At 45.8% G+C, this 12960-nt stretch carries 17 protein-coding genes, 1 tRNA gene and 1 other annotated feature; of the genes, 13 read left to right on the top strand and 5 right to left on the bottom strand.

The window, feature by feature from the left end; genetic code table 11:
* Positions 1-38: 38 nt before the first annotated feature.
* From ACSYSL_RS02370 to ACSYSL_RS02360, 3 genes are all read right to left on the bottom strand, one after another.
* Entirely contained in the window at positions 39-935 is an 897-nt protein-coding gene (locus tag ACSYSL_RS02370; RefSeq protein WP_491708947.1) for a peptidylprolyl isomerase, read from the bottom strand.
* A 64-nt stretch (positions 936-999) separates the two neighbouring features.
* On the bottom strand, positions 1000-1215 hold the full coding sequence (locus ACSYSL_RS02365; RefSeq protein ID WP_010690637.1) for a hypothetical protein: 216 nt from the start codon (positions 1213-1215) through the stop codon (positions 1000-1002).
* Positions 1215-1643, bottom strand: coding sequence for an HIT family protein (locus ACSYSL_RS02360; RefSeq protein ID WP_010690638.1), 429 nt, complete (start codon positions 1641-1643; stop codon positions 1215-1217). The genes ACSYSL_RS02365 and ACSYSL_RS02360 overlap by 1 nt, the downstream gene beginning before the upstream one ends.
* Before the next feature lie 70 nt (positions 1644-1713).
* Here ACSYSL_RS02360 and ACSYSL_RS02355 point away from each other — a divergent pair, with 70 nt between their 5' ends.
* The 3 genes from ACSYSL_RS02355 to trmB are packed head-to-tail and all read left to right on the top strand — an operon-like array spanning position 1714 to position 4202.
* Positions 1714-2424 carry an ABC transporter ATP-binding protein gene (locus ACSYSL_RS02355; protein ID WP_491708946.1) on the top strand — a complete coding sequence of 237 codons (711 nt, stop codon included), beginning with the start codon at positions 1714-1716 and terminating at the stop codon, positions 2422-2424.
* The gene (locus ACSYSL_RS02350) at positions 2421-3542 is read left to right on the top strand and encodes an ABC transporter permease (RefSeq protein ID WP_491708945.1); all 1122 of its coding nucleotides are present in this window, start codon (positions 2421-2423) and stop codon (positions 3540-3542) included. The genes ACSYSL_RS02355 and ACSYSL_RS02350 overlap by 4 nt, the downstream gene beginning before the upstream one ends.
* Positions 3543-4202 (top strand): tRNA (guanosine(46)-N7)-methyltransferase TrmB, encoded by a 660-nt coding sequence (trmB, locus tag ACSYSL_RS02345; protein ID WP_010690641.1) that lies wholly within the window; start codon positions 3543-3545, stop codon positions 4200-4202.
* A 42-nt stretch (positions 4203-4244) separates the two neighbouring features.
* On the opposite strand, the gene ACSYSL_RS02340 is transcribed toward trmB, so the two are convergent.
* Both ACSYSL_RS02340 and ACSYSL_RS02335 read right to left on the bottom strand, forming a co-directional pair.
* The gene (locus ACSYSL_RS02340; RefSeq protein WP_010690642.1) at positions 4245-4511 is read right to left on the bottom strand and encodes a hypothetical protein; all 267 of its coding nucleotides are present in this window, start codon (positions 4509-4511) and stop codon (positions 4245-4247) included.
* Positions 4512-4735: 224 nt separating this feature from the next.
* A tRNA-Arg gene (locus tag ACSYSL_RS02335) sits at positions 4736-4809 on the bottom strand.
* 184 nt (positions 4810-4993) lie between these two features.
* On the opposite strand from ACSYSL_RS02335, the gene ACSYSL_RS02330 reads away from it, so the two are divergent.
* The 10 genes from ACSYSL_RS02330 (at position 4994) to ACSYSL_RS02285 (ending at position 12959) form a co-directional block, all read left to right on the top strand.
* Positions 4994-5323: a DMT family transporter gene (locus ACSYSL_RS02330; RefSeq protein ID WP_010690643.1), complete on the top strand. Its 330-nt coding sequence runs from the start codon at positions 4994-4996 to the stop codon at positions 5321-5323.
* Between the two features lie 41 nt (positions 5324-5364).
* Positions 5365-6129: a nicotinamide riboside transporter PnuC gene (pnuC, locus tag ACSYSL_RS02325; RefSeq protein ID WP_010690651.1), complete on the top strand. Its 765-nt coding sequence runs from the start codon at positions 5365-5367 to the stop codon at positions 6127-6129.
* 190 nt (positions 6130-6319) lie between these two features.
* Positions 6320-6949, top strand: a complete 630-nt coding sequence (locus tag ACSYSL_RS02320) for a TetR/AcrR family transcriptional regulator (protein ID WP_338349467.1) — start codon at positions 6320-6322, stop codon at positions 6947-6949.
* Between the two features lie 72 nt (positions 6950-7021).
* Positions 7022-7097, top strand: a sequence feature (ribosomal protein L21 leader region).
* A gap of 13 nt (positions 7098-7110) precedes the next feature.
* On the top strand, positions 7111-7410 hold the full coding sequence (gene rplU, locus ACSYSL_RS02315; protein ID WP_010690655.1) for a 50S ribosomal protein L21: 300 nt from the start codon (positions 7111-7113) through the stop codon (positions 7408-7410).
* A gap of 27 nt (positions 7411-7437) precedes the next feature.
* Complete coding sequence (rpmA, locus tag ACSYSL_RS02310) at positions 7438-7749, top strand: 50S ribosomal protein L27 (protein ID WP_010690656.1); 312 nt, start codon at positions 7438-7440, stop codon at positions 7747-7749.
* A 171-nt stretch (positions 7750-7920) separates the two neighbouring features.
* Positions 7921-9009: a M24 family metallopeptidase gene (locus ACSYSL_RS02305; protein ID WP_338342109.1), complete on the top strand. Its 1089-nt coding sequence runs from the start codon at positions 7921-7923 to the stop codon at positions 9007-9009.
* Positions 9010-9105: 96 nt separating this feature from the next.
* On the top strand, positions 9106-10467 hold the full coding sequence (locus tag ACSYSL_RS02300; RefSeq protein ID WP_491708944.1) for a bifunctional metallophosphatase/5'-nucleotidase: 1362 nt from the start codon (positions 9106-9108) through the stop codon (positions 10465-10467).
* 12 nt (positions 10468-10479) lie between these two features.
* The gene (locus ACSYSL_RS02295) at positions 10480-11247 is read left to right on the top strand and encodes a YutD family protein (RefSeq protein ID WP_491708943.1); all 768 of its coding nucleotides are present in this window, start codon (positions 10480-10482) and stop codon (positions 11245-11247) included.
* A 101-nt stretch (positions 11248-11348) separates the two neighbouring features.
* On the top strand, positions 11349-11906 hold the full coding sequence (locus tag ACSYSL_RS02290) for a biotin transporter BioY (protein WP_010690660.1): 558 nt from the start codon (positions 11349-11351) through the stop codon (positions 11904-11906).
* Between the two features lie 24 nt (positions 11907-11930).
* Positions 11931-12959 (top strand): biotin--[acetyl-CoA-carboxylase] ligase, encoded by a 1029-nt coding sequence (locus tag ACSYSL_RS02285; protein ID WP_491708942.1) that lies wholly within the window; start codon positions 11931-11933, stop codon positions 12957-12959.
* The last annotated feature ends 1 nt before the right edge of the window (position 12960 follow it).

Below are 12960 nucleotides of genomic sequence, written 5' to 3'. Positions count from 1 at the left end.
AAAAAAACAGTGACTCGTAAGAGCCACTGTTTTTAATTTTAATTAGCGGTTAAATAACCCGTCAGTGCGGACTTCAAATCAGAATCCTTAATGTTGACGTTTGACTTGTTCAGCAACTTGCCAATAATCTTCTTCATTTCGTCCTGGTTTTTCGTGTCATTGATAAAGTCGTTCGTGATCTTATCCTTCAACTTTGACTCAATCTTTGATTGCGCTGGCTTTTCGGCCATGGCATCGGTGCGAACCACGTAGAAAGTACCGTTGGTTCCCTTAACTGGCGAAGCTGAGTAAACACCGGCATCCTGGTTAAAGGCGGCCTTGCGGATTTCGGAATCAACGTTGGTGTTGGTTGAATCAAAGGCAGCCATTTGACCAGTCCCTGAAACAGCTGAGTTAGCTTGCGAGTATTGCTTGTAGACGTCATCCCATGACTCGCCGGAGTCCAAGGCATCGATGGCCGCTTGAGCGGAATCCTCATCCTTTGCCGTAATCAAAGAGATGGTCGTGTCAGGTACGTAGTTATCGTAGGCTTCCTTCAGCTTGTCGGCTGAGATTTTATAGTTTGCCTTCACCGCAGCCTGCATGACTTGCTTATCGCGCAGTGATTCCTTGTACTGCTTTTCAGTCATTCCTGCTTGTGAGAGGTATTGCTTAAATTTGCTGTCACCATATTGCGCACGGAGGGTGGCGTATTGTTTATCAACATCGGCAGTGGTGACTTCCTTGCCATACTTCTTGTCCAATACTTTGTTGATGACCATTTGTGCGAACACTTGGCGGCCGGCAGATGATTGCTTGACCTCGTCGTAGTAGTCAGCTTGGGTAATTTTTCCGTTATCGGTCGTGGCCAAAGTCTTTGAACCACTAACGGCTAGGTAGGTCACACCGGCAACAAAAATGACTAGTATGACCCCCCAAATAAATTTACGTCGCATGGATCGTGAATCCTTTCTTCTTTTATCTAATGGTTGTCATTTTACCATAGCAACAACCGAAAACTTATCCCTTATACTTGGACAACTTGTCATTGATGCGGGCAAGGGGAGCGGCGTTTTTGAAATTGTAACGGGCAACGTCGCGTTTAATGTCCTCGATATCTTGCTGGTTGGCTTGTAAATCAGCCTTCAGGACGTCGGCTTGTTGCTGCGCTTTTTTTCTTAACTGGTTAATCTCTTGGAGATGTTCAATCTTTTGTTTGATACGTTCAAAAGCCATTAAGATAGCTCCTTTTTGATTTTGTTGGCAATGTCTTCGTAACGGGCAGGCGTATATTCTGACGAATGGTCGATGGTTGGCACTAGCGTTTCGTTTAAGTTGTCATCGTCGTAGCGGGGAATGAGGTGCCAGTGCGAGTGCATGACGGTTTGTCCAGCCGAAACCCCGTTGTTTGATGAGATGTTCATCCCGGTAATCTTGGGGTTTGTGGCTTTAATGGCCCGGGCTAGCTTTGGTAAAGTCAATAGGACTTTTTTGGCTGTTTCGTCATCGTAATCAAAAATGTTATCGACGTGCTTTTTTGGCACCAAGAGGGTGTGACCAGGCGTGACCTGTGAAATGTCTAGAAAAGCCAACACATCATCGTCCTCGTAAACTTTATAGGAAGGAATTTCACCTTGAATGATTTTGTCAAAAATATCTGCCATCTGCTGTGCTCCTTTATCGTTTTTCTACTAATATTATAGCAAAGCAGACCCGTCCTGGTATAATAAAGGAATGGGATTAGAAATACACAATCTTTCAGCCGGCTATGCTGGGCAACCAGTCGTCTCCAATTTGACTTTTTCCGTTGCCTCCGGGCAGATTGTCGCTTTAATTGGGTTAAACGGCGCTGGGAAATCCACGACGCTTAAACAGGTGATTGGGGTTGGCCGTCCCTTGAACGGCTCCTTAACCTTGGATGGGCAACGTCTCGAGGACGAGCCGGCCTTGTATAAGCAAAACCTGGCCTACATTCCTGAGCAACCCGTTCTATACGACGAATTGACCTTGGACGAACATCTCCACTTGATGTTGGCTGCCCATGGGCAAGATGACGCCGAACATTGGGAACGCGTGGAGGGCCTCTTGTCGCTTTTCCGCTTGGACGGGAAGGGACATTGGCTGCCCAAGCATTTCTCAAAGGGGATGCAGCAAAAAGTAATGATTGTGGCTGTTTTCTCGCTGGATGCTCATTTGCTGGTTATCGATGAACCCTTTTTGGGACTCGATGTCTTAGCGCAGAAGCAGCTGATTCGGTTAATGAAAGAGCGAGCAGAGCAGGGGATGGCCGTGCTGCTGACCACCCATTTATTGAGTCAAGCAGCCGATTACGTCGACGACTTTGCCCTTTTGGAACAGGGACAGTTGGCCTTTTTTGGTTCAGCAGAAGAACTAGCCGCTTCACGTCATTTGGCCACCAATCAACTGGATGAGTTGTTCTCATGAGGCAATCTGAAAATCGTGTACAATTGGATGCGCTCTATCAAGACCGTCTCCAGCGCAAACAGGTTGAGACAAAGCGTTATTTAAAATTACTGTTTAATGACCACTTTCTACTGTTTTTGACTTTTGCGTTTGGCGCCCTTGTTTTGGCCTTTCGACAGTTGAGTGGGCAGTCGCTTGCCATTTATGGGACGGGCGTCACTCTTTGGCAGGTATTGGCAACACTCTGGGTCATCGTGGCCATGTTTTTCGGCCACTTTCAAAGTCAACTAGAAAAAGCGGATCGCCTTTTTTTGCTGGCAGCCGAAGGATTCCTTTTACAAGACTACCTTAAACGAGCCAAAAGGCGTTCTTTTTTAACCGTTGTGATGATTGAAGTGATTTTTTTCGTCCTTGGGTTGCCCCTTTTCGTTCGGGCTGGTCTTCATGGACCATGGACGCTGGTCTTGTTATTGCTATTGATGGTTCTGGTAAAAGTCTGGCATGTACAACGTGAATTTCAGACACTTTTTCCAGCTTCGTCAGCTGGCGTGCATCAGATTAATTGGCCAGTGGCAGTGGCACAGTCAGAAAAGATGGCGGCTCGTCGCTACGCCTTTTTCTCCCTTTTTGCGGAGGTTCCGAAACAGGGGATGGCGATTAAACGACGGGCTTATCTGGACCGCTTTCTGGCCCATTTTTCCTTTTCAAAAGCGCCAGCCAGGCAGTTAGCCCTTCGACAACTAATTCGAAATGAATCAGGCTTAACGTTGGTTCTACGTCAATTTGGTCTAACGGTTTTTCTTTTGTTTATCCTCAGAAAACAGCCACTGTACATCGCCGTTATACTGGTCGTTGCGTTTACTTACTTGGCTGTACGCCAGCTCTGGCCAATCTTCCAACGAAATCGTCATCAGTTATGGAATAAACTTTTATTCCCAAGAGTTCAATATCAGATGCGTGCTTTTAGCCAAGCCATTTTTACCCTTTTGTGCCCATTGATCATTTTAATCGGGCTGTTGGCTTGCTGCTTGTTCACGCTGGTTGACGGACTCGTTCTGATGTTCGCCGGCTTCATCACGTTGTTAGTCCTTCATTTTCAAATTATTCTCAAATCCGACAAGTTAAAAGGAGACAAATAAATGCATTTACGTTCAAAACCATGGGCTAAGCCGTGGCTAGAAGCTCATCAAGATTTGGTTATCGATCAGGACCGTGCCCAGGAAATGAAGGGGCATTGGCAGGAAATCTTTGATAAAGAACAGCCCATTCATGTTGAGATTGGTTCCGGTAAGGGACAGTTCATTTTGGGAATGGCCTTGGCCCATCCTGACATTAACTATATCGCCATGGAGATTCAAGAGACGGCTGTCGCCATTGCGGCCCGCAAATCATTCGATCAAGAAGGGGTTTTGCCCAACCTGCGCTACCTCTACGGTAACGGTTCGGGGGTCGAAACATACTTTGAAAAGGGTGAAATCCAAAAGATTTATCTGAACTTCTCTGATCCATGGCCAAAGACGCGGCATGAAGCGCGTCGCTTGACTTATCGGTCATTCTTGGCTTCCTACAAGGCGGTTTTGCCGGAAGGTGGGGAAGTGGAATTTAAGACGGATAACCGCCACTTGTTCGAGTACTCGTTGGTTTCTTTCATGAATTTTGGCATGCGTTGGACAGCCGAAGACTACACCATGGATTTGCACGCCGATCCTGACAAAGTCGAGGGTAACGTTAAGACCGAATACGAAGAAAAGTTCCTAGCAAAGGGACAACCAATCTACAAAGTGAAAGCCCACTTTTAAAAAGAAAACCTCCACATTGTTCGTGGAGGTTTTCTTTTGCTTTTAATTGCTGCCTTCGTCGCTTCGGACAAAGTCGCGCGTGTTTCGAAAGCCATCAATGGCTAATTTGGCGGATAACTGATCTGGAAAACGTTGGACGTGAAGATTGACAATCTCGGAATTGGCAAAGAGCTCCACCCGTTGCACCAAGTAGTGCGGCGTATTGACACCAGTTGTTAGAGAAATCACATCTCCCATCTGAGGACGAACTGGTAACGAAATGTCGGTCTCCACCCGGGCAGACGCGACAATAAAATTATATTGAACCATTATGGACCCTTTCAATTGCAATTTGATTTGTAATGAGCATTTCCTAAAGTAAAGGAAGACACCCTTATTGTATTGGACTGAGGAAAAATTGCAAATGGGGGAGTTAAAAAGATTTTACTGACTAAAAAAACACCCTGACCTTAATTGGTTGGGGGTGCTTTTTTGTTGATGGTATCAATATTGCTTCAAAACAGTTATAAACGCTTTTATATTAACACTCATTATGCGTTGAGGGGGAGTCGAACCCTCGACCTGCCGGGTAGAAACCGGCTGCTCTATCCAGCTGAGCTACCAACGCTTAAAGATGAACAAATCTTAGTTTAGCAAAAGTCGGGCATAAAAGAAAGCTATCCGGCCGGTACATAGCCGACTTTTTAGATAAAATCGGGGGCAAATGTTTTGCATGTGATAGGAGGACGCTTATTGACCTTGTTATTTTCCTGTAATTCCTTGATAATCATTTGGTAGCAAAGGAGATTAAAATGTTAGCGTATTTTTATCTTGCGTTGGCCGTAATCGCTGAAACCACTGGGACAGCGTTGATCGGCCAAACAAACGGTTTTACAAAATTGTTACCGACAATTTTGACTTTGGCTTGTTATGGGCTTTCGTTCTATTTACTTGCCATTGTTGTGAAGACGATACCGGTTCACCTCGCCTATGCCATCTGGTCGGCCAGTGGTATACTAATCATCACGAGCTTAAGTGTGGTTGTCTTCAAAGCAAGTTTAAATTGGCAAACAGTCTTGGGGCTAGCCTTGTTAATTGTCGGCGTCGTCTTGGTCAATCTCTTTGGGCACGTACATGAATAAATCTCGGGGAAGCCTGTCCCCGAGGCAATAGAGGAGGAAACATGGCAGAAAACGAAACAACAAATGGTTTTTCTTGGCCGGAGGTCAAGGAAAACATGAAGCAAATCTTTACTTGGTCTTATTACAAGGAAGGATTCTCGGGATGGGACCGCTCATCATACGTCTGGTTGGTAATTGGTCTACTTGTCATTGTCACGACTGGTTTGGCCCACGGACTCAACTATTTGTCCGTGATGTCCATGCTAGGTGGTGCCATTGGTTTTACTTGTACCTTGGCCATTACGGCTAACCGTCGAATTAACGGCTTGCTGGGCTTCATCTCAGCCGTCTTGATTTCGATTGTGGCTTTCCATTCAAAGAATTACTCCGATATCGTGATGCAGATGATCTACTTGGTCACGTTGGATCTGAACTTCATGTTCTTCGGAAATGCTTGGCAAAACCGTAAGATTAAGGCCATGGATAACCATGGTTGGATACTGGCATCGTTGACGGCTGTTGTGGCCTTCATCCTGTTGTACTTGATGGACACTCACCTCTTAATTTCACCTCGTCCAGTTATTGATGCCTTGTCTGCCACGATTGGAATCACGGGTGCTGTTTTGACGGTTTCAAAGTACCGTTCCCAATACTGGATGTGGACATTACAAGGAATTATGTCAGTGACCCTCTGGGGATTGACGGCCTTGCAAGGGGATGCCAACTGGGTTCTCTTCGCCACTTACATCCTATACTTGGGTAACGATGTGCTTGGCTTGTTCTTCTCACCATGGGCACGTGCCATTAAGGCTGAAATGAATAAATAACGTTCAGTCAGTATTAAGCATCTTTTTTAAAAATCAAGAAAGAGGTTGAAATTTTGTCAGTTAGGACAAATTTTCAACCTCTTTTGTTATTTCGGGACGGAATCACGGACTTTGTTTTGGCCCCTTGCTATACTCATGGTGAAAAAAGTGGACTGAATTGTCCATTTAACATGCCAGGAGGAATAAGATAATGACCAAAACAATTGATGCACGTATCTTACGTTCACGCTTTGTGATGCGACAAGCAGCCATGGCATTACTTGCCGAATCAGACCGGTTTTCCATTTCCGAACTGTTGGCTTCTGCCCACGTGACTCGGGGAACCTTTTACCGGCACTATAGCAACAAAGCGGATTTGATTCACGATGTGAATGGCTACTTGGTGGCCCAGTTGCTTAAGCATAACAATGAGCGTTTTGTTTGTTACGGTGTTATTCAGCAAATTGCCGATCAGGCTGAGTTTTACCACGAAGTGTTTAATCATAAGAAAAACACCTCGCTTCTTTTTGAGTTGATGATTGAACTGCGGAGAAGGCGAGATGAAGCGTTGAAAAACCTTCGTTCCAGTGCCTTGAAAACACGCATTATCTTCCAGTGGGAAATGATGGTTGCTGCCTTTTTTGCCGCCATTTCACTGTGGTTGGAAGAGGGGATGCCGTTTTCAGCAGCTGATTTAGTGATGGAGTTTAAATCACTGTGGAAGGGGACCTCTGGTCGCACTAAGAAATCAGCGCAAGCCCTTTTTGATTTTACGGTCGACTTTGAACGGGCAGAAAGTGGCAAAGTAATTGAGAAAAACCGTGTGTTGATGACGCAATGAATCAATCAAAAGCCCTTGTTAGGCCAATGATTGCAAGCTTGACGATTGTTTGCTATACTTAAACAGTTGTTAGCGCAGCTACAACCACACGATGTAGGTTTAAGTAAGTTCATTGAACCGCCTCGCATCGGTGAGTCTAAGTATAAAAGGAGAATTCAATAATGGCCTATGCAATTATTGTAACTGGCGGCAAGCAATACAAGGTCGCTGAAGGCGACACCATCTTTGTTGAAAAGTTGGACGCACAAGAAGGCGACAAGGTTGTCTTCGACCAAGTGGTCTTGACTGACTCAAAGATCGGTACACCTTTCGTTGAAGGTGCTAAGGTTACTGCTACTGTGGAAAAGCAAGGTAAGGAAAAGAAGGTTGTGACTTTCAAGTACCGTCCTAAGAAGCATTCCCACACGAAGCAGGGACACCGCCAACCATACACGCGCGTGACGATTGATTCCATCGCGTAATCATCACTGTTAAAGGAGAATAGACTTATGTTGATGAATCAAGATAACTTACAACTCTTTGCCCACCACAAGGGTGGTGGATCATCTGCCAACGGACGTGACTCAGCCGGTCGTCGTCTTGGTACGAAGGTTGCTGACGGTCAAGGTTTGACTGCCGGTTCAATCATCTACCGCCAACGCGGAACGCACATCTACCCAGGTGTGAACGTTAAGCGTGGTAACGACGATACGCTCTTCGCGTTGACTGACGGCGTTGTAAAGTTCGAACGTAAGGGTCGCGACAAGCGTCAAGTTTCCGTTTATACTCGGGAAGAATACAACAAGTTGGCTCAGGCCTAAATTGTTGGAAAAAGCAGGCATTGCCTGCTTTTTTTATTGCCATTATTTAATTAAAAAGTCATCATAAAAGTCGCTCATTTCCTATTTTAATCGGGATAAATTATTTTTTTAAAGCAAATCTGTGATACAATGGCGACAAGAGAACACAAGTAAGTAAGCAGGAGGACTTTCATGGGATATTACGAAAAAAGAATCAAGAAGTTACAGGCATTGTTGAAGAAGTTGGACTTGCAAGGCTTGGTCGTGGCAAATGGTTCGAACATGCGCTACCTGACTGGCTTCACCGGTGGCACTGGTGATGGCCTTGTTTTGGTTTCCTTGGCTGATGCCGCGTTGATTACGGATGCTCGTTACGAAAACGAATACGTGGATGCCTTGCCAGAAGGCGTTTCTTTCCAAGTGACCCGTGATTACTATGGCGAAGCAGTCAAGCAAGCCGTGGCTTTTGGTATCGAAAAGTTAGGGTTCGAAGCGGATTTGCCTTTTGCAAACTACGAATTGCTCGATGACTTGTTACCTGCAAACATTAGTTTTGATGCCGTTCCTGGGGCCGTTGAAGCACTCCGTGAGGTAAAGGACGAGGCGGAAGTTGCGGCTTTGCGTAAAGCAGCGGAAGCCTCCACGAAGGCCTTCAACCAATTGATGACTGAAATCAAGGCCGGCTGGACCGAAAAGCAAGTGGCTGACCGTTTGGACGTTTTGCAAAAGCAGTATGGTGGTGAGAAGCCTTCCTTCGACACGATTGTTGCCTCTGGTGCCCGTTCGGCAATGGCGCACGGAACTGCAACGGATAAGAAGCTGGAAAAGGGCGATTTGGTAACCATCGACTTTGGCTACTATGTTGATGGTTATACGTCGGACGTTACCCGGACCTTTGCCATTGGTGAAATTGATCCGGAATTGGCAAAGATTTATGCCATTGTCAAGCAAGCGAACGAAGATGGAATTGACGTCATCAAGCCTGGCCTTTCAACGGCTGAAGTTGATAAAGTCGTTCGTGATTACATCACGGGTGAAGGTTACGGTGATTACTACATCCACAGCACTGGACATGGTGCCGGCCTAGATATCCACGAAGGTCCTTATTTGTCAGCACGTTCATCAGATGAGGTCCAAGCGGGCAACTTGTTGACGATTGAGCCAGGAATTTACCTCGCTGGTAAGGGGGGCGTTCGAATTGAAGACGACGTCTTGGTTACCGAAAACGGTCATGAAGTCTTGACTGCTGGTATTCCAAAGGATTTGATTACCATTGATTAAGAAAAGACAAGGAGGTTCCCACTAGTGTGGGGACTTTTTTGATTTTTGAGGGAAAGTCCGCTAAATCATGTTAAGATAAAGAAAAGGGGGTTGGCAATGGAAACGATTCAATTACGACACACCAACGATATGCACTCACACTTTGGTCCTTGGCCAAAAATTAAGCGCTTTTTACTACGGAAGGCACCGGCTAATACGACTGTTTTTCGTTTTGATATTGGTGATGCCATTGATCGTTTACATCCGCTGACCGACGCCACGTTGGGGAAGGCCAATGTGGCCATCATGAACGAAGCCAAGTATGACGCAGTCACCATTGGTAACAATGAAGGTTTGGTCATGCCCCATCAAGATCTTAACCATTTATATGACCAGGCTGACTTTTCGGTGTTATTGGCCAACATGGTCGATGGCAAAACCAAGACTTTACCAGCGTGGGCAAAACCCTACCAGATTTTTGAAAGTCAAGCCGGCACAAAAATTGCCGTTTTGGGTATGACCGCTCCATACCAAGAAACGTACCAAACACTTGATTGGTACCCTGAAGATCCAGAAGAGATGCTGGATCATTACTTACCTGAGATGCGGCAAAAGGCCGATATTACCGTGCTACTTTCCCACCTTGGGTTGCCAGTTGATCAGGACTTGGCTAAGAAATATCCAATCGATGTTATTTTAGGTGCGCACACTCACCACGTCTTACCAAATGGTGAACTGGATAACGGTACCTGGCTTGCTGCTGCCGGTCGTTATGGTGATTACGTTGGCGAGGTAACCCTGGAAGTCGACGACCAACACCAAGTCCAAGAGGTGTCGGTCGTTGCTCATAAAACGGCCGAACTACCGGCTGAACCTGGTGACGCCGAGATAACGGAAAACATTGCCCAAGAAGGCATTGAGATGGAGTCAACCGAAATGGTGACCACCTATCCGGCTGAAATTTCACCAGAACAGCAGACAGACGACTGTTTGAAGGCTTTGCAAGACTTTTACCAGATTCCGGTTGCGGTTTGTTCTTCGGGCCTCTTTTTGATGAATTTACCGGCTGGTCCGAAGAGTCGTTACGACTTTTTGAAGGACATGCCCCATACCATTCAGCCAATGCTGCTGACGATAAAGGGGCGTGATTTAAAGGCCTGGTTGACCGAGTACGATCAGAAGGCTGAAAAGCTACGGACGGAGCGAATCAAGGGATCTGGTTTTCGGGGTTCTGTCTTTGGTGAAATGAAAATGACTGGTTTATCTAAGGATGAATTTAATCAGTACACTTATATGGGGCGCGATATTGTCGATGACGAAGACTACCAAGTCGCTACCCTTGATCATTATCGCTGGCTAGACTTCTTTAGTATGTTGGATGAAGCGCCAGCTAAGATTGCTCTGGACGTCTTTCTTCGTGAAATGATGGCCGATTACTATCAAAAACAAGAGGAAGGGGCAGTGACCATCACTGTCTAACGAACGATATCAATGGATCACGCGACATTAAAAGAACGAACAATTGAGCAGCAACTTCGTCGTCAGCAGGAGTACGAAGTGACACGCTTTGGTGATGAAATCACAGTGGACGGACTGAAATTCGTCCTTTTGGATGATTTTAAGGAAGCCTTTTCAAACGAAGGCCTGGCCTTGCGTTATACCCCGTTGTTGAAGCAATACGATTACATTGTTGGTGATTTATCGGCGGGGCAGCTTCGTCTGCGCGGCTTTTACCATGAAGAACGCGAAGTGAGTGCTGATCAAAAAATCAATACATTAGCTGATTACCTGTATGAAACCGTTAACTTTGGTGCGCCATATTTTATTTTAAAGAATGAAAGTGTCGCCTTTCGTCCTGTAAAGGTTCGTGATTACCTAAGTGAATGGGAGCACGAACAGCGTAAAAAGGCGAGTCAGGGGAAGCCAAAGGCTAAGAATCAAAAAGCCAAAAATGGTAAGAATTCTGCTAAGAGCAGCGAAGAAACAAGGCCAAAGCAGAAACGAACAGGCAAAAAGCCGACCAATGGTCAACAAAATCAACGGAAGAAGCGACGTCACCGTTTTACTGAGAAGAAGCGCGAAGGGCAGCCAGACGCATCGTCTAAAATGGTTAAAAACGCTTCAGCTAAACAGACGGCGAAGCCAAAACGACAAGGCAGCCAGTCCACTTCGAAGAAAAAAAGGACTGGTCAGCAGCAAAAGTCGACTGATAAGCGTAAAAAAACGGCACGTTCTTTTACAATTAAAGAGCGCGAATAAAAGACAAAATTGGGCTTCGGCCCTTTTTTTATGTTCGCAACTTGACTTTAAGTGAACTTGTTATTTATAATTGGTTTACTTAAAAAACAAGGAGATTTTTTATGCAAGGTACGAGAGTACGTGATTTAACCTTGGAGGCCGTGTTCTTGGCCCTCTTGATTGTGTTTGCCATGATTCCCGGCATGACCCTTGGGTTCTTACCGGTTCCGGTTGTTGTCCAAAATTTGGGCGTCATGCTGATTACGTTGGTTTTAGGTGCCCGTCGTGGTTCCGCGGTAATGGCCGTCTTTATCATCATGATTGCACTGGGTCTACCAGTATTGACAGGTGGGCACGGTGGTGTAGCCGTCTTGGTTGGTCCCACTGCGGGTTACATTTGGGCCTGGCTATTCCAACCTGCACTCTTTGGACTACTATCCGTCTTTTGGCCAAAGAAAAAGGGGCAGGTTCGCCCAGGGATTGTTCAGTCTTTTGTCTTGATTTTCCTGCTTGATTTGATTTTGGTTTATGGATTTGGTGCCGGCTGGCTTTCATGGACGGCCCACCTGGACTTTGTTAAAACCTATTGGGCGAACATGATTTTCATTCCTGGTGATTTGCTGAAGGTGGCGCTGGCAACGATTGTCGTGCAGGCATTGCCTCAAAAGGTTTTCAAATAAGTATACTTATTAACGGAGGGTTTTATGGATCAAGAAAAGAAAAAAACAGCCACTAAATACTTGGTTCTTGATGATCTTTTGGACCATGTCGGCCGTTACGTTTCTGGTGACCAGTTGGCAAGTGATTTGGGTGTGTCTCGAGAATCGGTTTGGAAGGCCATTAAGACCTTGCAAAAAGAGGGGCACCGAATCGTCTCCAAGAAAAAAACTGGTTACGCCTACCTTTCTTCTGACCATGTGAGCGAACAGGTTGTGCAAAAGTACTTGGGAAAGCTGAGTCAGGGACAGCAGGCTTTTGATGTCATTCGTGTCTTTGATGAGGTCGGATCAACACAAACTTACGCCAAAGATTATCTGGCGAAGCACCCCGGACAAAACCCTTCGATTTTCACCGCCCGTACAATGGGTGCCGGATACGGACGACGGGGTCGTGCTTTCTTTGCCCCCAAGGACAGGGGCCTTTACATTTCGTTGTCGTTACCGGTCAACCCTGAAAAGCCAATGATTGCTAGTTTGCTGACAACGTCGGCGGCGGCCGTCATTGCACAGGTGCTGGAAGAGACTTTTCCTGGACTGAATGTCCAATTAAAGTGGGTGAACGATTTAATTGTGAAGGGGCATAAAGTCGGTGGAATCATTACCGAAGCAGTCTTTGACATGGAGCGGCAACAATATAACGCCTTGGTGTTGGGCTTCTTTGTGAACATTTTACCGGCTGATTATCCTGAAGAGATCCAGCAAAAGGCCATGGCTGTTCTTGACGATCCTTCAACAACAATTGATTTGAACTTCTTGCTGGCACGCATAACGTTGGCATTAATTGACATGAATAATGGCTACCAAGATGGTACTTTCTTGGCTGATTATCGCAAGCGCTCTTTTCTGATTGGTCAGCGAGTGTCGATTCAAGTGGGACAAGAAATCCTGTCAGGAGAAGTGACAGGCATTTCGAACCAGGCCGGTTTGGAACTCTTGTTAGACAATGGCGAGAAAAAAACGCTTTACGCTGGTGAGGTGACCAAGGTAAAATTGTATGAGAACCTGAATCTTTAGG

The sequence above is a fragment of the Fructobacillus sp. ESL1129 genome, assembly GCF_058507945.1.
This window is presented reverse-complemented; position numbering and strand designations above follow the sequence as displayed.